This window comes from Desulfotignum balticum DSM 7044, from assembly GCF_000421285.1.
Lineage (GTDB): Bacteria > Desulfobacterota > Desulfobacteria > Desulfobacterales > Desulfobacteraceae > Desulfotignum > Desulfotignum balticum.
In genome coordinates, this window is sequence record NZ_ATWO01000001.1 from 2,074,631 (window position 1) to 2,095,458 (window position 20,828).

The window sequence follows — 20,828 nt, forward strand, 5'->3', positions numbered from 1 at the left end:
TTGCAATTATGCAGCGGGTTTGATTATGTTGTGAGATTTTATTCCGTTTAATTCAAAAAAGATTATCAAATCTTTCTTTTTATTCGTATAATTGTAGATTGTCACTTTCGCATCCCAACAAAATGTCACAATCTTTTGCCAAAATCAGGCCTTTTTTCAGAAAATTTGAGAATGGACCTTATACATTTTTTAGTGGGATTTGTGAGGTGCAGAAGCGCGCTAAAAAACAGATGGTAACATGCTGATTTGTAGAGGAAAAATGTTCTCACGCTTTTTTACCAAATCCCACTTTACAATTTCATCATTTTTTTTAGGCCATGTATATTGAGAATCCCCCCCTCTTATCCCCCCCGAAAGGGGGGAGGAGGATAAAGGCATGCAGCGGTTCCTGCTGTTTGGTTTCAACCTGCTCAAATTCATCAATTAATCTTATCATTTTCCCATACCTTGCTTTTTTTCACTTAGGCACTCCAAATTGGGATTTTTGACCGGATTTTTGGGATATTAATGTAACACTTTACATATAATTCAAGGTCAACATCATAGAAAAGCCTGGAGCGCCAACTCCAGGCTTTGATTGTGAACTTCGGCAGATAGCCGGAAAGCCCACACAAACTATTTTCTTTCTACACCATCTTCCGTCTGTCTGCAAGACCGGAGGATGTCTTGAATTGAATTTAATCGTAATTACATGTCGTTGGTGTGATTTCCCCTTTTGTTTTTGTCGGGCGTGCTGGAGAGGCCATGCCTACTGTAGTGATTCTTGTCGTAAAGCCGGGAACCTCAAGAATAGAAGAGAAGCCCAGAGAAGATATCGGCAGACGGATAAAGGAAAAAAACAACACCGGGAAGCAGAAAACCGTCGCCGATACCGTCAAATTGTTTCTATTTCAAAAAAGATGGATGATACACCTTCAACACAGCTGCCGGTCTGGTGTACGACAATAATAATGTGGACCCGGCATCTTTATTTTGGCCTTCAAATCAAACCATATTGCAGATCTTGCGGTGTTTTGGGTCAACTTGTCACAGAATTTCCCAGGCGGGGGTATGGGTAATTGACCAATCGGGAGGTGCGGCATGATAAAAAAACAAATCCTGAACGATTCAAGGGTGCGGTGTATCAAAGGAGGGTTCAGTTTTATTCCCCATCGGTTTCTTTCGGGTGGTTTCTGGCAGGCATTGAGCCCTGATGAGCTTTTGTTGTACTTTTTTCTGGTCCTGGCCAGTGACCGAAACGGGCTGAGTTTTTACAGCTACGATAAAATATGTACCTTGCTTAAAATGCCATTGAGTCAATACATTTGTGCCCGGGACGAGCTGCTGAAAAAGGATTTGATTGCCTTTGACGGCACAATTTATCAGGTACTTTCATTACCGGTTAAATCCATACCGGTCCCTGCAAAAAAGCCACCTTCCTGCAAAACCGGTCAAACGGAATCGGTTGGAAAAATTCTGAACAAATTGATCATGGAGACGAACCATGGCTGAACTGACACCAGAAAAGCCAATTGCCGATGATATGGATCGGGTATGCCGGGAATATCTGGATTATTTTTTAAAAATTCACCAAAGCGGCCCGACACAGATTGACTCTATAACAATGGTCATTAAAGCCTTTGGAACCTATCTGCAAAAATCAGGGATAGAACTGATCCGCATCAACATAGAACATGTAGATGAATTTTTGGCGATGTTCAATGCATCGTATGCAAAAGCCACCCAGCGCCTTTACCGATCTTTTTTGAGGTGTTTTTTACGCTATCTGTATAACGAACGTAATTTGATCAGGCGAAATCTGGCCGACCTTTTGATCAGTCCGCCAATGTATGCCAGAGCCAAGCCACCGCAATTCTTAAGACCCGGTGAAGTTCGTCAGCTGTTTAATCGTTTACCCCGCACCACGGCTTGTGAACTCCGTACGTATGCCCAGGTTCACCTGGCTTATTATCTTGGATTACGCCCCATTGAAATCAGTCGGATCACTCTGGATGACATCTCTTTTAGAAAAGGCTTACTGGAATTGAAAAACAGGAAGAACAACCGTCCCCTTCAACTGCCGATTCCCGAGGATACACTAAAGGCAATAACCGCCTATATCGTTGGAGGCCGTCCCAAAAGCCACGATAGGTCTGTTTTTTTAATTTTCTGGCCGGAACCCAAGCCCATGAGCGCCAATCTAACCGGATTTTATTTGACAAAGGCCCTGCGGGATGCAGGGCTTCCAGGCACAGCTTATTGGCTGCGGCATACCTTTGCACAAAACATGCTGGAAGCAGGTGCTGGCATTTTTGAAATCAAAGAAATGATGGGACATGAAAGTATCGAATCAACGAACAATTATTTAAGTGTCCACGTAGCATTGATGCGGAGGATATTGTTTGATGAAACCGTTTGAAAGTTTTTTGAACAATGAACTGGAAAACTTTATTGTCTATCGAAAAGGGCTGGGTTACAAGGAAAAGTTAATCAGATCCCGACTTGTGATCTTTGATAAATATGTAAAAAAACAGGCCGACCCCTCAAGTGTTTGGAACCCTGATTTTTATTTGGCCTTCAGAAAAGAAGTTGGAGAAGAACCGTCTACTGTAAACATCACCCTGTCTGCTGTTCGATGCTTTTTTGAGTATCTGAAGCGGAAGGACCCTCTTCTCAACAATCCGTTAAAGGACGTTCCCAACCTTCAACGGCGGCCGTTTGTCCCTTTTGTCTTTTCACCGGAACAGGTTGATATGTTACTGGATGTGATTTGCGGGCGGATCAGGCGGCACACACAAAGGGTTTTTCTAAAAGATTTCAGTGAATATCTGGTGATACTGCTTCTGGCTCGCTGCGGACTGAGGATCAGCGAACCCCTGCGTTTGAAGCTGGCGGATTATCGGCCGGATGAAAAAACAATTTATATTGAGAAAACCAAATTCAGTAAAGACCGTTTGATCCCGATACCCCTATCTGTTGCAAGACAAATTGACAATTACCTGTCTTGCCGTGCTGCTCTGATTGAACATGATATCAATCCCTACCTGTTTATAGGAGGCCTGCAAAAGAGGCTTGGAGACCAGCGTATTCGTGTTGTCTTCCACAGTGCCGTGCAGCAAATCGGCATCGACAGCCCCAGGAAAGTCATTGGCGATACCACTTTTGGAAAACCTACTCCGCACAGTCTCCGGCATTCTTTTGCCATCTACACGCTGAAGTCTGCCATTGCCCGGAAACAGACTTCCCAGAATGTGCTGCCGGTACTTGCCGCTTATATGGGTCATGTGAAATATCAATACACGATGGAATATCTGAGAGTGGTGGATGCGGAAAGCAGGACACGTCTTCTCAATTTTGCCGATATCCTGAGAAAAAAATCATGCGACTGACCAGTTGTATAATTAAATTTTTCGATCAATACCTGCCTCAGATCAAAGGATGCAGCCCCAATACGATAAAAAGCTACCGGGATACTTTTTCTTTGTTTTTACCATTTGCCGCCCGGTATCACAGAATAAAAACAGGGTCTCTGGAATTTGAGCATCTGACAACGGATTTGATTTTAAGTTTTCTCAACCAGCTGGAATCCGATCGTTCCAACACTGCCAAGACACGAAATCAGCGGCTGGGTGTCTTGAAGTCCTTTGCCAAAATGATCCGTTTCATCTCTCCTGAATTACAGAAGCAGGCGGATGCGATCCTTGCCATACCCCAGAAACGCAGCCAGCGAAAGTTGATCGGATTTTTGTATCCCCAGGAAATCAACAAAATCTTCACTGCGGTCAAGCTTGAGAAGAAAGACGGGTTCCGGAATTATACCCTTTTACATCTCTTGTATGATACCGGAGCCAGGGCAACAGAAATCGCCACACTTCAGCTGGATTATTTTGATTACGAAAACAAAATCCTGGCTGTCCTCGGCAAGGGGAACAGATACCGGCAGATTGAACTGCTTCCGAAAACGACCGAACTCGTTCATCAGTACATTGCAGAATACCGCAGCCGTCCCTCGCCTGTTTTTAAAAAGAGTTTGTTCATCAACCAAAGAGGATCTGCACTGACACGCCATGGTATCAACCGCATCTGCAAGCGGTGCCTTGAACAGGCTTTACCTTCCAAACGGCTGTCTCTCATGCATCCTGTTCATAGCTTCCGGCACTCATGCGCCGTCCGGATGGTATCGGAAGGCAAACCCCTGTCTGAAATCAAAAATCGTCTGGGACATGCCAATGTTCAATCTACAATGGTCTATCTGCAACTGGACCTGAATCAGAAGAGACAAATACAGGAAGATTTTATCCACTTCACACGGCAGCAACTTAAATCCGATCCCAAAATAGATGAACTGATCCAATGGGAAAACAAACAAAATGTCCTTGAATGGCTGGACAGCCTTTGAGAATACTCAAGGGTGGTCGAAGGCACCCTGAAGTAGGGGCAGGAGTCAATTGTTATGTTGCATATTTTTTTACAAAGTTGTAGTATCCTTGACAACTTGTTGTATTTAATGGGGATATTTATTTGCATGCCCAATATTGGAAAACGCCCGGTTATCAAAGCTCAGGGGCAACTCGCAACATAATTGCAATATTTTTGACTGTTAGCCTGGCCTAAAAGCCATTACTGATAGAACAAATTCTGAGGCAGAAAATCAATCCAGCCACCCCAGAATAATCGACATAATGTGGGGTCTTCGATTCCTGATAAAATTTCTGAAAGCGGGCGATTTTAAAGCCCGGGCTGACAGGTGAGCAGGCGCTTTTTCCGCGCATCTTTGTCCAGCCCGATGTTAGGCTGGAACATGGTTTTTACCCTGATGGTTCATAAAATTGACAGTATTTTCATGGAAATTTTTTCTAATCAAAGCTTTGAGGCATGATGATGCAATTAGCCTTTATTTATAGCGACGAAATGAAAAACACATTTGAACGCAATGAGAATTTACAAAGATTGACAATATTTGTAGTTCTGTTATTGTGGTGTGTAGTTGTTTATACGAGGAGGGTACTATGCATATCTCACTAACACCTGAGCTTGAAACCAGGGTTAAACAAAAAGTCGCATCAGGTTATTATAACAATGCAAGTGAAGTGATTCGGGATGCTTTGCGGTTCTGGGAAAAAAATGAAGAATTGGTACAGCACATGAAACTTGAAATGTTAAAAGAACGCTTATCAATTGGTGCTAAGCAGGCTAAACAGGGAAAATTTGTTGCGCAATCCGTAAGCGAAATTGTTTCTGAGGTCAGGAATGCGTAAATACCGTCTCACTCCTACAACAAAATCGGATTTTGTAGAAATCTGGAATTATTCTGTTGAAACCTGGGGTGAGAAACAAGCTGAAAAATATCTTCAAGATATTGAGGACACGCTTAATCAACTTGCAGCCAATCCGGAACTTGGAAGACAACGACCTGAAATTGCTCCTGGATATTATTCCTTTCCTGCACAAAAACACATCATCTTCTATCTGATCTCAGATAGTTATATTGATATCATTGGTATTTTGCATGGGAAAATGGATATCGACAAAAATTTAATGTGATTTTTACCTTAAACGACTGAGCAGTAGCGGGTGAATTATTGAGGGGTGAGAACGTAATTGCAGATAATTATCCGATACCGGAAATTTTTCAAGGTCATTTGTTTTAGGATATCATTACAAATCATGAGGTCTCAACAGGGAAAGACCTGGACAGTCGAAGTGAAAATGATGAAATATGATTTTCTGAGCCGGCAGTAAAATTTGACGATGCAGTCTATTTTTGCAGACGAGTCAGGCACAGAGTCTCAGGTGAAAATGCCGGGTACACCAGATTGTTTATTTCAAGCGAATCCCTTTACCTGTGCGGGATACCGGCATGTATCATTTGAAGAGTGTCGGAAATACAAATTTTTGTATTTCTGACACTCCTGTTTTCTTCAACCATCTGATCAGGCTGGAAACAGCTGGTATAAGGGGGTTTCCGCCAGAAATAAGCCCTGATCATTTTTTTTGATGGGCTGACAAAATGACCCATGCCTTGGGTGGATGAAAAAATATCGATAGGTCATGTTCCATGAACCTTCTCGAAAAATCTGAAATCCCCTGATTGGCAATGGTTTGGAAGCATGTATGCTAAGATTTCTTTTTGAAAATATCGGAAATACAAAATTTGGTATTTCCGATACGTTTGGTTTGACATGGTACTGAAAGGGCTGCCAATCGGGGACATGTGATTAGTCAGGCTTTGTGACTGTACTGATAATTTCCCCTTCTTGAATTTGGTCTTGAAAAGTATGGGGAAATGCGATAAACATCTGGAAAATTATGCCTGGGTGGCGGAACTGGTAGACGCAAGGGACTTAAAATCCCTCGGCCAAATTGGCTGTACGAGTTCAATTCTCGTCCCAGGTACCAAACAAAATCAAGGGGCTGCAATCACGGTTGTGCCCCTTTTTTTTTATGGTTCAGAGATCCCTAACGATTTGTTGTGAGACCTTTGTTTGTATGAATCACATTCTGTGCGGCATGAACAAGGAACGAGGACCTTGACATCCCTTTTTTTTTCGCTGCCGCATCAATCCGTTTCAGCGTCATCTCAGGGATGGTAATATTAATCCTTACTGTGCGTGATTTGGTATCAGGCAATGCCACCACCAAATAGGCAACCCCATCGGCATAATCGATATCAGCCATGATTTCTTCAAGCGTTGAAGGATCAGGTAATGGATCACCATCTTCGATCATTCCCTGAACGTGCAGAGAAAGTGCTTCCTGGGCCGAATCTCTGGCTTCATCAACATTTTTCCCTGCTGTAATACATCCGGGAAAGTCAGGAAATGAGACCCCGAAATCAGTATCAAGTTCTTTGTGGACAACAGCGATATAGTTAACCATGGTATCACCTCACATGAATTTTATTCCCGATTGGCGCGCAATACTCTTTAATGTGCCGGTCGGTATGTCTCTTTTCGGGTGTGGCACTGTTACACGCCCTTTTAACTCAGGATGCCGAAATTGTATGTGAGATCCGGCTTTGGTAACTTCACACCACCCATTTTGTTTCAATATTTTTATGATTTTTCGGCTATCCATAATGTGTATCAATACACACCTTCATCTATTTGTCAATTGTGATGATTAAAAACGATTTCAGGCAAATTTGAATTGAATGGTACAGGAATAACGAAAGAATGGTTGAATTTGAATTGAATCAGTGGTAGTTGCAAAGTATGGTTGAGATTTGGAGACCGATATACTAGAGTCACTATAATTATAATTTATTTCGGAGGTATTGTTGTCAAATAATATTCAAATTTCAAATTTACAGGATAATCGGAATTACGCATTGAATTATTGACAGAAACCCTGATGAATGAGAACCGCATATGTGATCGACTTGTCAAGCACGGCAAAATACTCTTCCATGCGCCGCTCGAATTGGTTCGGTTCACGAAAGACGATGCAGCCGATTATCTGCTCAATGACCTGACCGATCACCCGCACGCATTCGTCCTCGCGTCCATCATGGACCGCCAGATCAAAGCAGAGCGTGCATGGCTCATTCCCTATCGGTTCAAAGAAAAGCTTGGTAGCTTCTCCATGGAAACACTGGTTCGGCAGTCTGAATCTGACATCCAACGCCTGATGTTAGAACCAGAACCACTTCACCGATTCGTAGATATCATGTCGGGATATTTTTTCAAAGCAATCCGACGGATAGCAGATCAATACGAATCAGACGCTTCCCGCATCTGGCAGGACAAACCATCCAGCGCTACTGCTGTCTACCGTTTTCTTGAATTCGAAGGTGTTGACCCCAAGATTGCTACCATGGACGCAAACATCCTCGCACGAGAATTCAAGATTGAGTTCGCTGACCACTACTCAATCGACATCTCGGCAGACGTACACGTTCGACGTGTGTTCGGCAGGTTGGGACTTACGCCAATGGACGCGACTGTAGATCAACTCATTTTCAGAGCAAGAGGACTGCATCCAGATTTTCCCGGCCTGATGGATTTCCCCGCGTGGGAAATCGGCCGAAACTGGTGTAGACCGAAGAAAACACAATGCAGTGGATGTTACATGAAGGATCTGTGCCCGTCTGCAAATGATAGAACGGCCAACGAATAAGATCGTGTGAGGAGGCAACAAATGGGATCTTCAGTCACTGCAACTTGTCCATGCGGACAAAACACTGAAATTATGATCGGTGGGGGTATGAATAATTTCATGACTACATGCTATTTTCCCTGCTTCTGCGGGAATTGTAATGCAGTTGTGGAGGCCAATCTGCTTGACAGGCAAATGACATGCCCTCACTGCAAGACAAACAAGATCATTCCATATGATGACCCCACATTGGCAGGTGAAACTGGAAAAAATGTTGTGATACGTTGGAATGTTGAAAAGCAACTCGGCAGAGATTTGATATTAACCGATGGAAATTACAGATGCCCGCAATGTGATCAAATGACTCTTCGATTTATGATCGGATACTTGCTCTGGGATTAAAAAGGACTAAGAGGGAAAGCATCATGCCAATACTGTTTATCAATGATGTTTCTATTCATCGACTTATAGTTTTGGCTCGGGCTTTCTTCAGTCAACTTTACGCAAAAAATGTCCTTGCTGTCGGCTCATGTTTGTGTCAAAGTCAAATGATTATGACAGGATTTATAATTAGGGAGTTTACACCCCATAATATCAAATTCATTCAGTCTGGCGAGTTTTGTCTTTGGTCCAGGAGACAAGAATGCCACTGACATCTTCAAACAACCTTGTGGGGACGGCAGGTGAATACTTCGTCTGCGCAGAACTCTGTCGCCGTGGCTACCTTGCACTGCTCACCCCAAAGAACAACCCGCTGTTCGACGTAATAGCTTCCACACAGGATGGGAGTAAAACTGTCTCAATCCAAGTCAAGACACGGTCAATCCAGAACAAGCAGGGCTGGAAACTTGGCAAAAACATCACCACCAAGAGGAACAATCCCGGCTTTTTTGTCGTACTTGTAAATCTTGAAGAAGATGGACTGCCTGAGTTTTATATTTACGAATATGATTCACTTGCTGACGTTGTTGACCGGAACTACAAAACATACATGGCACAGTCGAAGCGTGACGGGACAAAACGGAAGGATGTTGGTTTTAGATGGCATGATGCCACTCTGTTCACCGAGGACGATCACAGTCGGAAGAACAACTGGAAACCCATAGAGGACGGACTTTCCCAACCATATGAACAAGGAATGTGAAAAACTCCATGACCTAATGCAAGGTCTTGAAAGGCATGGTTTTCCATTTGACGAATCAAAAATTCCTTCTAATGGAATTTACTGCTTATTTGAGGTGGGAGAGGAAGGGCATGGCGGAAAAAGAATTGTAAGGATTGGCACTCATACAGGGGCGAATCAGCTTCGTTCAAGACTAAGGCAGCATTTTTTCAATGAAAATAAGGATAGAAGCATCTTTCGAAAGAATATTGGCCGCGCATTATTAAACCGAAACAATGATCCTTTTATCGAAACCTGGGAGATAAATCTAACAACAAGAAAAGCAAAAAATAAATACTCATCATTTATTGATTTTGGCTATCAAAAGAGCATAGAAGCGCAAGTCAGTCGGTACATTCAAAACAATTTTTCGTTTAGCGTATTTGAAGTAACTGAGAAGGAAGAAAGATTACAAATCGAGTCAAAGATGATTTCTACCGTTTCTCGGTGTGAGGGCTGCAAAGCATCAAAAGAATGGCTTGGTAACTCCTCTCCAAAACATAAGATTGTTAAAAGCGGTTTGTGGCTCGTAAACGAGTTGTACAAGACACCTTTTGATGCTTCTGGCATTGACCATCTATCAAAAGTCATAAGAGGCTGACTATCACAAGCACTCTGATAGTAAAAGCGTGCTATGGAAAGATTAATTTTTTTCATTTGTCATTGAGGAAAAATTATAATGCCTAATGGTGAATCAAAAAACTGGATACGTTTTGTTATGGCACTTGAAAGGTTTTATATTTTGTATGGCCAGTGGCCTTCAGTGATTAATCTAAACCCGTTTTTCATTGATGAACTTCAAAAGAAATTGACAGCAGAAGACTTTCAAACATTACAATCCAAAATCAAGCTTAACCCAGATGAGATGAAACCCTTTTTGTGTTTTGATGAGAAGGGCAATAAATATGATTACGAAAGAGGAGATATATATCCGGAAAATAATATTTCAGCAAGGGCCATCGACTGGCTTCAAATTAGCAAACCGGATTATTATGAATAGACATTTCTACAATTTTACTGTCACCTCTTAATTGGAAAGAATTCTTCTTAAATTTTTGTTTAAAGCCTGCTCAAGTATTACAATCAGATACTAAAATTACTTCAGGAGCAGTTGATCCGGAAAGGACGCATTGAAAATGCTGAATCTTAAAATGACCGAAAGGACACATAATGACCCAAGACATAAACACCAACGAATGCGCTGATCCTACCCAGAATTTTACAGTCGAGCTGCCCTGCCGAATGGTTGAGCGGATTGAACGTTATGCCGGTGAAAATGAGACATCGGTTGACAGCGTTCTGATTGAAGCGGTGGATGCTTTTTTGAGAACCCGGAAACAGGGATTGTAAAACAATAAAAACCTGTGAGTATAATAATTATTTACAGGCAATGACCATTTGAAAGATGACATAAATTATGGATAAAATACAGATCAACGGCGGCAGAAAACTAAAAGGCGAGGTGACCATTTCCGGAGCCAAGAATGCGGCATTGCCGCTTATCGCATCCGCCATCCTGGTGGACGGCACGTGTGAATTTTTCAATGTACCGCATTTAATGGATATCAAAAGCATCAAGCTTCTGCTGGAAGATCTGGGAGCCCGGTGCACTTTTGACGACCATGTCATGACCGTGGATGGATCCGGCATTCACAAAATCGAGGCGGAATATGACCTGGTGCGCAAAATGCGGGCCTCCATTCTGGTGCTGGGACCGCTGGTGGCCCGGTTCGGCCATGCCAAGGTGTCCATGCCCGGGGGATGCGCCATCGGGGCCCGGCCCGTGAATATGCACTTGACCGGATTGGAAGCATTGGGGGCAAACATTCATATTGATCATGGCTATATCGAGGCCCGGGCGGACAGGTTGATCGGCAGTGACATCTATTTTGACACCCCCACGGTCACAGGCACGGAAAACCTGATGATGGCGGCAACCCTGGCCAAAGGTCAGACCGTGCTCAGAAATGCAGCCCGGGAACCGGAAATCGTCTGCCTGGCCGATGCGCTCAATGACATGGGCGCCCATATTTCCGGGGCCGGATCTCCCATGATCACCATTGACGGCGTGGATAAACTTTTGCCGGCAAAAGTCAAGGTGATTCCGGACCGGATTGAAACCGGCACATTTATGGTGGCAGCGGCAGCCACCCAAGGGGATGTGCGGGTCACGGGGTGCAACCCCGATCATATCGGCGGGGTGATCAGCAAGCTCAAAGCAACCGGGGCTCAGATCGAGACCCGACCCAGTGAGATCCGGGTCAGGGGAGGGGAGACCGTCAAAAGTGTGGACATCAAGACCCTGCCGTATCCCGGGTTTCCCACGGATATGCAGGCCCAGTTCATGGCCTTGATGTGCACGGCCCGGGGCACCAGCATGATCCATGAATCCATTTTTGAAAACCGGTTCATCCATGCCAATGAACTGATGCGCATGGGTGCGGACATCACCCTTTCCCAAGCCAACCTGGCCATGGTCAGAGGGGTGCCCGAACTTCAGGCCGCACCCGTGATGGCATCGGATCTGCGGGCCAGTGCATCGCTGGTGATCGCAGGACTGATGGCAAAAGGTACCACGGTGATTTCCCGTGTGTATCATATGGACCGGGGATATGAAGCCATGGAAGAAAAATTTTCCGCACTGGGAGCGGATATGAAACGAATCAAATAAAGGGTTCAACCCTTTACACAGGGTATAAGCGCATGTGAAACCGTTGTCACAACCGGTGGTCCCGCCTCTGGTCCCGGTCCTTCTGGCCATGATGACCGGGATAAATGCCGGCAGTGTGTCTGGTTTGTCCCATCCGGTCTGGACGGTCATAATTTCAGGCGTGGCAATGCTTGTATGCGTTTTATGGGTTTCTGAGAAAAAAACGATCATTTTCAGTCTGTGCCTGGCAGCCGGGATCTGGTCGGGATATCAAAGCGTTCTGATTCATTCTCCCCCTGTTCCGGCCGGGCATATATCCAATTTTTTTAATCAGCGTGATATTGTTTTGACCGGACAGGTGAAGTCCTTTGCCCGTCAATATCCCCATAAAACCCGGATCATCGTGGACTGCCGGACAATCCAGGTGCCGCAGGATGCGGGTGTTTCAAACCGTCTGACAGCAACCGGGCGCATCTATTTGAACCTGTATGGAACATCCGATGTTCCCATCCAATTCAATGATCAAATCCGGTTTGCCGGTCCCGTCCGTCCCATCCGGAATTTCGGCAATCCAGGGGCATTTGATTATCTTACTTTTTTAAAACGCCAGGGTATTTTCGGGTCTGTTCACACCCATGTGAGCAAGATTCAAAAAACCACGGATTCATCCCTGCCTGTCTGGACCCGGGGAATCCAATATTTGGAAAACATTCGGAATCAATTTTATGCGTTTGTCATGACGCGCCTGGATCACCGGGACGGGGCCCATGTTCTGGCAGCACTGGTCACCGGCATCAAGCATAATATGCCCCCGATGCTCAGAGATCAGTTTGCCAGGGCCGGCACGGCACATCTTCTGGCGATCTCTGGATTGCATATGGGGATTCTCAGCCTGATTTTTTTCTTTTTTTTCTATCAGGTATTGTCGTTGTTCCCCGGATTGCTGATATCGGCCAAAGCCCGAAAAATCGCAGGCGTTCTGACCTTGATACCCTTGTGTCTGTATCTTGTTTTTTCCGGATTTTCCCCGTCCACCCAGCGGGCGTTTATCATGATCGCTATTTTCATGATCTCGTTTCTGATGGAAAAACAAACCCATCCCTTCAATACCCTGGCCGTTGCAGGCATTATCATTCTTTTTGCAGATCCGGCGGCGTTGTTTTCCATCTCGTTTCAACTATCGTTTACTGCTGTGTTTTTCATCATCGCCGGTATGAAAGTGATGGAGAAATACCTGAAAATTAATCCACCCAAACCCCTGAAATTTCTGATATCTATCAGCAGCGTGACACTTTTGGCCGGTCTGGGGACGTTTCCGTTGATTGCCGGGTATTTCAACCTGGTGTCTTTGGTTCAGATTCCGGCCAACCTGATCCTGGTGCCGGTCATCGGGTTTGTGTGCCTGCCGGCCGGTCTGATGAGTTTAATGGTCTGGCCTCTGGCTCCGGGTCTGGCTGCCTGGCTTTTGACCGGGGCGGCCCGGCTGGTTGAATGGTGTGCACTGTATGCCGCATGGCTGACCGATCTGCCGTTTGCCTGGTCATATCTGCCGGCCTGGTCCATGGTTGATATCATCATGGCATATCTGATTTTAGGTGCTGTTTTCTGGGCATTGTATGCTAAAAAATCAAAACCGGTCATGGCTGCGGTCATGGTTGTCCTCATAAGCATCTATGGAATCAGGATGATGACACGATCCGGGGCGCCGGACCATATGACCGTTACCGTGCTGGATGTGGGGCAGGGCAATGCCGCATTGATCCAAACCATTGAAAACAAAACCATTCTGGTGGACGGGGGTGGGTTTTCAGGTGCCACGCAATTTGATGTGGGCCGGTATGTGGTGGCCCCTTTTTTGTGGCTACAGGGGATCACGGCCCTGGATGTGGTCATTCTCACCCATCCGGATACCGATCACATGAACGGTCTGGTGTTTATTCTGGAAAATTTCCAGGTGGGCACTTTGGTTAAAAACAGGGATACCAGTCCCCATAGCGCGTTTGACCGCATCATGGCTGCCTGCCGCAAAAAAAAGATCCCGGTGTTCATCCCGGATTGTGAAAATAATCAGATGAATTGGGAAAACACCGGGCTGACATTTTATCAATGCCGGTCGTTGAATACTGAATGGGACGTCAATGACAATTCCCTGGTATTTAAACTGACATGGGATCAATTTTCCATGTTGTTTCCGGGAGATATTCAGGCCGGGCGGGAAGGTCTGCTGACAGGAGACAAAAACAACCGTCTGTCGGCCGGAATTTTGTTATCGCCCCATCACGGGAGCAATTCTTCGTCCACCCGTATTTTTCTTGAACAGGTGGCACCGGAAACCGTGGTCATATCCTGCGGATTCAATAACCCGTACCGGTTTCCCCATCCTGATGTCATCCACCGGTATGAACAGAACAATATCCGAATTTTCAGAACCGACCAGCATGGCGCCGTGACCATCACATCCAGAGGCAGTGATTATGCGGTTATTCCCTATCGTTCAGGCAATTGACCGTTATACAGTGCTCACAAAAAATGAGTTCACACGCGGTGCATTCAAATGGTGGCCTTGCAGGGAAACGCAGGGTCACGCCGTTTGAAATATTTGATGAACGGAACAATCACCTTGTTTTTGTTGCCTCCGGATACGTCATAGGTGATACTGACGATGGGCACCCCGGTGGTGGCTTCCAGCCGGGCCGCCATGGCTTCGGTGACCAGACCGGGGCAGCAGAAGGCCGGGGTGGTCTGCACCAGAAGGGCCACATCCGGATGTTCCTGGAGGATATGATGAATTTTCAGGATATTGTCCATGGACTCACCCGTGTGTTCCGGCTGGATTCCGTATTGTGCCAGCACCTCTTCACACGCGGAAGGTATTTTTAAATCCGATTCCTTAAGCACCGGTTCAAAATAGGGGTAATATTTTTTTTCCATGGTGTTCATGGCCACCAGCAGCGCTTTGTTGGAGATCAGGCTTAAATATTTACCTTCTTTGAACCATTTTCTGAAATAGGACCCGGCAATGATTTTGACATATTTATAATATGGGGTGGTAATCACTTCACCGCCGTGGGCCTCGATGTAATGGATCAGATCCTGGTTCATCACCTCATTGTCTCTGGCATACAGGTCTCCGAAAATCGCCACTTTGGGCCGGGTGCCCATGTCCCGGGTTCTGATCTGCCTGAACAAGGGAATGGCCTGTGCCAAAGCCTGCTCTTTGGATCCGCCCGTGGCAAATGCCTGGTTGATGATGGCCAGGGCTTGGGACAGCACCCGGTCGGTTTCACCGGGCATGACTTCATAGGGCCTGATTTTGCATCCGATGCTTCGCAGCAGTCCGCCGAACATGTATGCAAAATACGCATTGATGGACGCTTTGTAGGAGATATCAAACAATGACAGTTCGCCTAAGTAGATCCCGGATTTTTCAAACCCGTTTCCTTGCTGTTTAAAAATCTGTTGAATATGATACGGATACAGGCGGATGTTGCAGGCAATATCCGACCGGTTGAGCCACAGCAAGGTATCTGCCGGATTCAGACGGTGTTTTTTAACGGTATGAATAAACCCGGCCGCCAGTGCATTTAACGGGATACACTGGCCCGTGTTGGTGAGCAGGCTTTTTTTCAGGGTTTCAGGGGTTTCTTCCATCAACAAAGCCCGATGACCTTCACTTTTGAAAGTGGACACGATCAATTGTCCGGTCAATGCATCCCAGTTGGGGAAAATAATGGTTTTGTCTTCGGGCCGGTCAAAAAACAGGGGCGCAAAATCCAGGGGCCGGGCCGCCGGACGCGAAGTTGCCTGAAAATGGTTGGTAAACGCCCGCACCGCCGCCTCGATCCTTGTTTCATACCCCACACTGGAATCATGTTCATCCAGTTCCAGCACCAGATAGGGTTTGTTGCTTTGCTCCATGATCCGCTTGAAGTAATCCACCCCGAACGCATCTGGAGAACATCTGAAAGAAGTGATATAGACCGGATACAGACCTTCGGTCAAAGCGGCGGCATATGCGGATTCCAGAATGCGGGCCGCGTATTTCCAGTGTATTTCCTCCAGCAGTGGACGGATGGGGGAAAGATCCATTTCCGAGGTGTCCAGCATGTCCTGGAAAAAGGTCTGGATTCCCATTTTTTCAAAAATCTGGGGAATGTGGTGGTTCATGGTATCGGGCAGCACGGTATAGGGACGTCCCAGCAACAGCACTTTCACACCGTTGATATCCCGGGTCCGGGTTTTGAATAATGCGGCCAGCCGCTCCTGTTCGTTTTTGCGATATTCCATGGCCTTGTCCCAGGCGGTATGGATATCGAAAAATGAGATCAGACCCTGGGGCATCAACGGCTTCAACGCCCGGTACAGCGCCATTTTGGTGTGAAAGCTGGTGTACAGATATTTGATGGTGGGCATGATCAGCCGGTCTGATTCATCGGGATCCAGGCAGGCCAGGACCGACGGCATGAACTGGGTGTAGTAGCAATGCTGGCGCCGGATTTTTTTCTGCGTTGATTTATCTTCAAAATAAAACGGCAGAAACACATGGGGCACTTTTTTCAGCAAGTGCGATATATGACCGTGCAACGCCATGACCGGGGCACAGAATTCCGCTTTGGCCACGGTTTTACCCAGCGACACCGGGTGCTTCAATTGGCGACTGGTAACAGTTTTAATGCCCAGGAACGAAAAAAACTGTTCCCAGAACACCAGATCTTCAAACAGGTGAAGTGCGGCAGGGATACCGATGACAGGCGCATCCGGTGTAAAGGCATTGCCTGTTTTCGGCCGGGAAAGCGGTTTTCTTAATTTTTTCATACTGTAGCGGGTGTCGGGTGAAACCATTTTTTGGGTGTCATAGTCTCTGCCGCACAAAAACCCATACGCCTGGGGCCGGCCGTCCACATCGGCAATCGTGATTTTACAGTGATTGCTGCACAGCTGGCACACCTCCTGACGGACTGGAATGTTTTTTTTCCACAGATCAAACCCCCTAAATCCGGTGTGCTCAATGGCCTGTTCACTGGCCAGCAGAGCGACCCCCAAGGCACCGGTCAAATGGCATAACTGGGATACATGGATGGGTTTTTGCAGTTTTTGCTCAAATGCCGCCACCAGAGCCCGGTTTCGGGCCGTGGCTCCCTGGAACAGGATGCAGTTGCCGATATTGCCCACTGTGGCCACTTTGGTGAGGTAATTGTCTCTCACCGAATGCAGCACAGACGCCAGAATTTCTTTTTGTTCAAATCCTTCGGCAAAAAAATAGTTGATGTCCCGTTCCATGAACACCGTGCACCGGTCACTGGATACCGGTGCACTGATGCCTTCGGCTTGATCTGAATATTCAGACAACGGGCACATGAGCTTTTCGGCCTGTTCTTCAATAAAACTGCCGGTGCCGGCCGCACAAACCGTGTTCATCACCGATGCCGTGACCCTGCCGTGTTTGAGCAGGGTAAATTTGGCATCCTGACCACCGATTTCAATAATGGTGTCCACATCCTTGTTCAAATTCACGGCGGCCGTGGCATGGGCCGTGATCTCATCCGGTTCAAGGTCCGCACCGATCACCCGGCCGCTGATCCGGCGGCCGGATCCGGTGGTGCCGCATCCGGCGATGGTCACATTCAGCCGGTTCCTTGTGATCCAGTCATCCAGGACTTTGAAAATCGTCTGAACGGCCTGAACCGGCCGGGACGCGGTTTTGGTGTAACATCCGATCACCGGCACCAAATCTTTGGTGATCAGAATGCTTTTGGTGCTGGTGGACCCCACGTCCAGGCCCAGAAAACCGGCCGACAGATCCAGCTCAAACGGATCTGTATAAATTTCTACTTCCACCTTGTCCACGACATAGGTCTTGTGACATGAAAAATCCGGATAATCCGACAAAGTCAGGGATAACGGGGGATACCGGTAATTGTCTTTTTTAACGGTATCTGTGAAAAACGCCCGGGGAGAGTCAAACGTTTCAGGGACCGGCATCCGGTTTGATATCTCATCTGCCAGGCACAGGGCCGCTCCCAGAGCCCCGTAGATCTGTGCACAGCCATCGATGGTCAGTGTCAGGTCCAGCAAAGATTCCAGATATCTTGTAACAGACCGGTTCCGGGACACCCCGCCGCAAAAAATGATTTTACCGGTAAAGATTTTTCCTTTGAACAAAGTATTGGCGATATTTTTAGCCAGCCCGTGACAGAGCCCGTCACAGATTTGTTCAATATTATAGCCTTCCTGCTGGGCATGAATCAAATCGGTTTTGGCAAACACGGCACACCGGGTGGCGATGTCAGGCCGCCCCTGCCGGTTGTTCATGGCATATTCACTGATTTCATGGGATCCTTGCAGATTCAGACGCCGGGCCTGCTGGTCCAGAAAACTGCCCGTGCCAGCTGCACAGGAAGTGTTGTGCCGGGCCCCGGTATAGTTTCCGGCAGCATCAAACAGGCTTAAGGAAAATTTTTCGCCGCCCACATGAAGCAACGCATCAAACGATTGGTCATAAAGGAATTTGGCGGCCCGGATCAGCGCCACCTGGTCATCATACCGTTCATGGCAGAAAACAAATCCGGGCGTGGCATCCGTGACCGCCACATGTGTCACCGACTGCATCACTTCATGGGACAGCAACCGGGTGAGGCATGCTTTGACATCCCCCTGATGAAAGGTACTGGCTTTGTGAAGAAGTGTTTTTTTCCCGTCAATCACTGCCATACTGACAGACACAGATCCGACATCGATTCCCGCAATTATATCATTCATGTTCTCTTTTCAAATAAAGAATTATTCTGGCTGTTTCATTGTGTAATACAATTATAGGTATTGTTTTTTGGCTTTTGTGTCAATCCAATATTCTTGTTTTTTCTATTTCTTGTTTTTTAAAGTTGATTCAGGTATAAGCCTTAAGATTATGATCACCCGATTAATAGAAACCATTGGAAGTCCTTTTTCCAGTTATATTGAATCCACGGGACGTCTGATCCGGTTTTTTCTTGCCGGAATCCGGCAGATCGCGGTCTTGCCGTTTCAAGGGAACAAAACCCTGGATCAGATCGGATTTATCGGGGCAAAATCCCTGTTTGTCATTCTTTTGACCGGCTTGTTCACCGGCATGGTTTTAGGACTCCAGGGCTATTACTCACTGGTGGACTTTGGATCGGAAGCGGCTCTGGGAGCGGCCGTGGCCCTGAGCCTGATCCGCGAGCTGGGCCCGGTTCTGACAGCCATCATGATTACTGCCCGGGCCGGATCGGCCATGACGGCTGAAATCGGTGTCATGCGCATGTCCGAACAGATCGATGCACTGGTCACCATGCAGATCAATCCCGTCCGGTTTATTTTCAGCCCGAGAATCCTGGCCGCTCTGATCAGTTTTCCTTTGCTGACGGCTTTTTTTGATGTGGTGGGTATATTCGGTGGATTTTTATCCGGTTCCCTGTTAATGGGAATCAATGAAACCGTTTACATGGACAAAGTGATCCAGAGTGTCAAAATGATAGATATCTGGGGCGGATTTATCAAATCCTTTGTATTCGCCCTGGTGGTCGCTACCATCTGCTGTTACCGGGGATATTTCGCCCACATGAACAATCAGGGGCAAACCGGTGCCAAAGGAGTTTCTCTGGCCACCACCAGCGCTGTGGTGCAATCGTGCATCTGGATTCTGATCTTTGATTATGCGATCACTTATTTTCTGGTATGAGAGCTATGACCCAGCCTTTTATTGAATTCAAAAACGTATATAAACGATTCGGCAACCTGGAAGTTCTCAAAGGGGTCAATCTGTCCATAGACAAAGGAACCGTCACCGTGGTGATCGGCAAGAGCGGTTCCGGCAAATCCGTTCTCCTCAAACATATCGTGGGCCTGGTTAAAGAAGATGAAGGAGACGTGCTGATCCAGGGTAAGTCCTTGAACCGGCTTTCCAGCAAACAGGCCAGGCAGTTTAAAAAAAACATGAGCTACATGTTTCAGGACAACGCATTGTTTGATTTTCTCACGGCATTTGAAAACATTGCACTGCCGCTGACGGAAACCACACGAATGACGGTTGAACAAATCCGGAAAAAAGTGCATGACCGCATGACCCGGTTGAGTATTGAGGGCATCGATCATAAATATCCGTCTGAACTGTCCGGCGGCATGCGCAAACGGGTGGCCCTGGCCAGAGCTCTGGTGACGGATCCGGAACTGATCCTGTTTGATGAGCCCACCACAGGCCTGGACCCGATACGCAAAAATGACGTACACCATTTGATCCGGGAATTTCAGAAACAATTCGGATTTACCGCCGTGATCGTCAGCCATGATATTCCGGACATTTTTGATCTGGCACAACAGATCGCGCTGCTGGATGAAGGAAAGATTGTTTTCAAAGGAACCCGGCAGGAAATCATGGCATGTGAACATGAAACTGCGTGTGCATTTATCAGAGGAAGGGAAATGTTGTATGACCGATCGAAAACGTGATTTTTATGTGGGTTTTTTTGTCATTATCACCGTTATCTGCACCGGGTATCTGTTTCTGGTTGTGGGGGAATTCTCCCGATTTTTCAAAGACCGGTATACCATTCATGGCTATTTTTCTTCGGTTTCCGGCCTGAAAACGGGAGCATCTGTGGACCTGGCAGGGGTTCGGGTCGGAAATGTGTCTGATATTGCCATTGACCCAGACCATCTGGTGGCAAAGGTAACAATGGAAATTGACAGTCAAATAGAAATTTCAGAAGACAGTATCGCTTCCGTCAGAACTGCGGGAATCATTGGTGAAAAATTCATTGAAATCCTGCCGGGCGGGTCCGATTTTATGCTGGCTGAAGACGCTGAAATTGAAAATACCGAATCCGCTCTGGATATTGAATCATTGATAAAAAAATTCATTTTCAACAATGATTCTCCTTGAGACTGACAACCATATTTCACACATACCAGGGAAACAGGTCA

Annotated in this window: 20 protein-coding genes and 1 tRNA gene; 18 read left to right on the plus strand and 3 right to left on the minus strand. The window is 46.4% G+C overall.

Annotated elements, in window-relative coordinates; translation table 11 throughout:
- Positions 1 to 1,080 precede the first annotated feature (1,080 nt).
- From K365_RS26530 to K365_RS0110500, 7 genes are all read left to right on the plus strand, one after another.
- The gene (locus K365_RS26530) at positions 1,081 to 1,491 is read left to right on the plus strand and encodes a helix-turn-helix domain-containing protein (RefSeq protein ID WP_024334286.1); all 411 of its coding nucleotides are present in this window, start codon (positions 1,081 to 1,083) and stop codon (positions 1,489 to 1,491) included.
- Complete coding sequence (locus K365_RS0110465) at positions 1,484 to 2,398, plus strand: tyrosine-type recombinase/integrase (RefSeq protein WP_024334285.1); 915 nt, start codon at positions 1,484 to 1,486, stop codon at positions 2,396 to 2,398. The genes K365_RS26530 and K365_RS0110465 overlap by 8 nt, the downstream gene beginning before the upstream one ends.
- Before the next feature lie 334 nt (positions 2,399 to 2,732).
- A complete protein-coding gene (locus tag K365_RS29235; protein ID WP_245569270.1) occupies positions 2,733 to 3,368 on the plus strand; it encodes a tyrosine-type recombinase/integrase in 636 nt (211 codons plus the stop codon).
- Entirely contained in the window at positions 3,359 to 4,378 is a 1,020-nt protein-coding gene (locus K365_RS0110475) for a tyrosine-type recombinase/integrase (protein ID WP_024334521.1), read from the plus strand. The genes K365_RS29235 and K365_RS0110475 overlap by 10 nt, the downstream gene beginning before the upstream one ends.
- Before the next feature lie 610 nt (positions 4,379 to 4,988).
- Positions 4,989 to 5,237, plus strand: a complete 249-nt coding sequence (locus K365_RS0110485) for a type II toxin-antitoxin system ParD family antitoxin (protein WP_006966473.1) — start codon at positions 4,989 to 4,991, stop codon at positions 5,235 to 5,237.
- Positions 5,230 to 5,523 carry a type II toxin-antitoxin system RelE/ParE family toxin gene (locus tag K365_RS0110490; protein WP_006966474.1) on the plus strand — a complete coding sequence of 98 codons (294 nt, stop codon included), beginning with the start codon at positions 5,230 to 5,232 and terminating at the stop codon, positions 5,521 to 5,523. Before K365_RS0110485 ends, K365_RS0110490 begins: the two co-directional genes overlap by 8 nt.
- A 767-nt stretch (positions 5,524 to 6,290) precedes the next feature.
- A tRNA-Leu gene (locus K365_RS0110500) sits at positions 6,291 to 6,378 on the plus strand.
- A 60-nt stretch (positions 6,379 to 6,438) separates the two neighbouring features.
- Here the strand turns inward: K365_RS0110500 and K365_RS0110505 are convergent.
- Complete coding sequence (locus tag K365_RS0110505) at positions 6,439 to 6,858, minus strand: type II toxin-antitoxin system HicB family antitoxin (protein ID WP_006966475.1); 420 nt, start codon at positions 6,856 to 6,858, stop codon at positions 6,439 to 6,441.
- Between the two features lie 9 nt (positions 6,859 to 6,867).
- Positions 6,868 to 7,056, minus strand: a complete 189-nt coding sequence (locus K365_RS27240) for a type II toxin-antitoxin system HicA family toxin (RefSeq protein WP_084489800.1) — start codon at positions 7,054 to 7,056, stop codon at positions 6,868 to 6,870.
- A gap of 276 nt (positions 7,057 to 7,332) precedes the next feature.
- Here K365_RS27240 and K365_RS0110510 point away from each other — a divergent pair, with 276 nt between their 5' ends.
- The 8 genes from K365_RS0110510 to K365_RS0110545 all read left to right on the plus strand — a co-directional run bounded on the left by K365_RS0110510 (position 7,333) and on the right by K365_RS0110545 (position 14,394).
- On the plus strand, positions 7,333 to 8,097 hold the full coding sequence (locus K365_RS0110510) for an iron-sulfur cluster loop (protein WP_024334522.1): 765 nt from the start codon (positions 7,333 to 7,335) through the stop codon (positions 8,095 to 8,097).
- A gap of 21 nt (positions 8,098 to 8,118) precedes the next feature.
- On the plus strand, positions 8,119 to 8,478 hold the full coding sequence (locus tag K365_RS0110515; RefSeq protein ID WP_006966477.1) for a hypothetical protein: 360 nt from the start codon (positions 8,119 to 8,121) through the stop codon (positions 8,476 to 8,478).
- Between the two features lie 241 nt (positions 8,479 to 8,719).
- Positions 8,720 to 9,220 (plus strand): hypothetical protein, encoded by a 501-nt coding sequence (locus K365_RS0110520; protein WP_006966478.1) that lies wholly within the window; start codon positions 8,720 to 8,722, stop codon positions 9,218 to 9,220.
- The gene (locus K365_RS0110525) at positions 9,204 to 9,839 is read left to right on the plus strand and encodes a GIY-YIG domain-containing protein (protein WP_006966479.1); all 636 of its coding nucleotides are present in this window, start codon (positions 9,204 to 9,206) and stop codon (positions 9,837 to 9,839) included. The genes K365_RS0110520 and K365_RS0110525 overlap by 17 nt, the downstream gene beginning before the upstream one ends.
- Positions 9,840 to 9,917: 78 nt before the next feature.
- Positions 9,918 to 10,238, plus strand: coding sequence for a hypothetical protein (locus K365_RS0110530; protein WP_006966480.1), 321 nt, complete (start codon positions 9,918 to 9,920; stop codon positions 10,236 to 10,238).
- A gap of 170 nt (positions 10,239 to 10,408) precedes the next feature.
- Entirely contained in the window at positions 10,409 to 10,588 is a 180-nt protein-coding gene (locus tag K365_RS0110535) for a hypothetical protein (protein WP_006966481.1), read from the plus strand.
- 67 nt (positions 10,589 to 10,655) lie between these two features.
- Complete coding sequence (gene murA / locus K365_RS0110540; protein WP_024334523.1) at positions 10,656 to 11,909, plus strand: UDP-N-acetylglucosamine 1-carboxyvinyltransferase; 1,254 nt, start codon at positions 10,656 to 10,658, stop codon at positions 11,907 to 11,909.
- Positions 11,910 to 11,943: 34 nt separating this feature from the next.
- Positions 11,944 to 14,394: a DNA internalization-related competence protein ComEC/Rec2 gene (locus tag K365_RS0110545; protein ID WP_024334524.1), complete on the plus strand. Its 2,451-nt coding sequence runs from the start codon at positions 11,944 to 11,946 to the stop codon at positions 14,392 to 14,394.
- Between the two features lie 44 nt (positions 14,395 to 14,438).
- Here the strand turns inward: K365_RS0110545 and K365_RS0110550 are convergent, their stop codons facing one another.
- A complete protein-coding gene (locus tag K365_RS0110550) occupies positions 14,439 to 18,647 on the minus strand; it encodes an acyl-CoA dehydratase activase (RefSeq protein ID WP_024334525.1) in 4,209 nt (1,402 codons plus the stop codon).
- A 148-nt stretch (positions 18,648 to 18,795) separates the two neighbouring features.
- Here K365_RS0110550 and K365_RS0110555 point away from each other — a divergent pair, with 148 nt between their 5' ends.
- Genes K365_RS0110555 through mlaD form a run of 3 tightly spaced genes read left to right on the plus strand, consistent with a single transcriptional unit; the run spans position 18,796 to position 20,787 of the window.
- Complete coding sequence (locus K365_RS0110555; RefSeq protein WP_006966485.1) at positions 18,796 to 19,587, plus strand: MlaE family ABC transporter permease; 792 nt, start codon at positions 18,796 to 18,798, stop codon at positions 19,585 to 19,587.
- Between the two features lie 5 nt (positions 19,588 to 19,592).
- Positions 19,593 to 20,354, plus strand: coding sequence for an ABC transporter ATP-binding protein (locus tag K365_RS0110560; protein ID WP_024334526.1), 762 nt, complete (start codon positions 19,593 to 19,595; stop codon positions 20,352 to 20,354).
- Positions 20,335 to 20,787, plus strand: coding sequence for an outer membrane lipid asymmetry maintenance protein MlaD (mlaD, locus tag K365_RS0110565; RefSeq protein WP_006966487.1), 453 nt, complete (start codon positions 20,335 to 20,337; stop codon positions 20,785 to 20,787). Before K365_RS0110560 ends, mlaD begins: the two co-directional genes overlap by 20 nt.
- Positions 20,788 to 20,828: the final 41 nt, after the last annotated feature.

Bases quoted from the DNA above. Each gene is read 5' to 3' on its own strand.
- K365_RS0110525 (WP_006966479.1), top strand. From the start codon at position 9,204: ATGAACAAGGAATGTGAAAAACTCCATGACCTAATGCAAGGTCTTGAA.
- K365_RS0110560 (WP_024334526.1), top strand. From the start codon at position 19,593: ATGACCCAGCCTTTTATTGAATTCAAAAACGTATATAAACGATTCGGC.
- K365_RS0110520 (WP_006966478.1), top strand. From the start codon at position 8,720: ATGCCACTGACATCTTCAAACAACCTTGTGGGGACGGCAGGTGAATAC.
- K365_RS0110465 (WP_024334285.1), top strand. From the start codon at position 1,484: ATGGCTGAACTGACACCAGAAAAGCCAATTGCCGATGATATGGATCGG.
- mlaD (WP_006966487.1), top strand. From the start codon at position 20,335: ATGACCGATCGAAAACGTGATTTTTATGTGGGTTTTTTTGTCATTATC.
- K365_RS29235 (WP_245569270.1), top strand. From the start codon at position 2,733: ATGTTACTGGATGTGATTTGCGGGCGGATCAGGCGGCACACACAAAGG.
- K365_RS0110510 (WP_024334522.1), top strand. From the start codon at position 7,333: ATGAATGAGAACCGCATATGTGATCGACTTGTCAAGCACGGCAAAATA.
- K365_RS0110530 (WP_006966480.1), top strand. From the start codon at position 9,918: ATGCCTAATGGTGAATCAAAAAACTGGATACGTTTTGTTATGGCACTT.
- K365_RS0110485 (WP_006966473.1), top strand. From the start codon at position 4,989: ATGCATATCTCACTAACACCTGAGCTTGAAACCAGGGTTAAACAAAAA.
- K365_RS0110505 (WP_006966475.1), bottom strand. From the start codon at position 6,858: ATGGTTAACTATATCGCTGTTGTCCACAAAGAACTTGATACTGATTTC.
- K365_RS26530 (WP_024334286.1), top strand. From the start codon at position 1,081: ATGATAAAAAAACAAATCCTGAACGATTCAAGGGTGCGGTGTATCAAA.
- K365_RS0110550 (WP_024334525.1), bottom strand. From the start codon at position 18,647: ATGAATGATATAATTGCGGGAATCGATGTCGGATCTGTGTCTGTCAGT.
- K365_RS0110515 (WP_006966477.1), top strand. From the start codon at position 8,119: ATGGGATCTTCAGTCACTGCAACTTGTCCATGCGGACAAAACACTGAA.
- K365_RS0110475 (WP_024334521.1), top strand. From the start codon at position 3,359: ATGCGACTGACCAGTTGTATAATTAAATTTTTCGATCAATACCTGCCT.
- K365_RS27240 (WP_084489800.1), bottom strand. From the start codon at position 7,056: ATGGATAGCCGAAAAATCATAAAAATATTGAAACAAAATGGGTGGTGT.
- K365_RS0110490 (WP_006966474.1), top strand. From the start codon at position 5,230: ATGCGTAAATACCGTCTCACTCCTACAACAAAATCGGATTTTGTAGAA.
- K365_RS0110535 (WP_006966481.1), top strand. From the start codon at position 10,409: ATGACCCAAGACATAAACACCAACGAATGCGCTGATCCTACCCAGAAT.
- K365_RS0110555 (WP_006966485.1), top strand. From the start codon at position 18,796: ATGATCACCCGATTAATAGAAACCATTGGAAGTCCTTTTTCCAGTTAT.
- murA (WP_024334523.1), top strand. From the start codon at position 10,656: ATGGATAAAATACAGATCAACGGCGGCAGAAAACTAAAAGGCGAGGTG.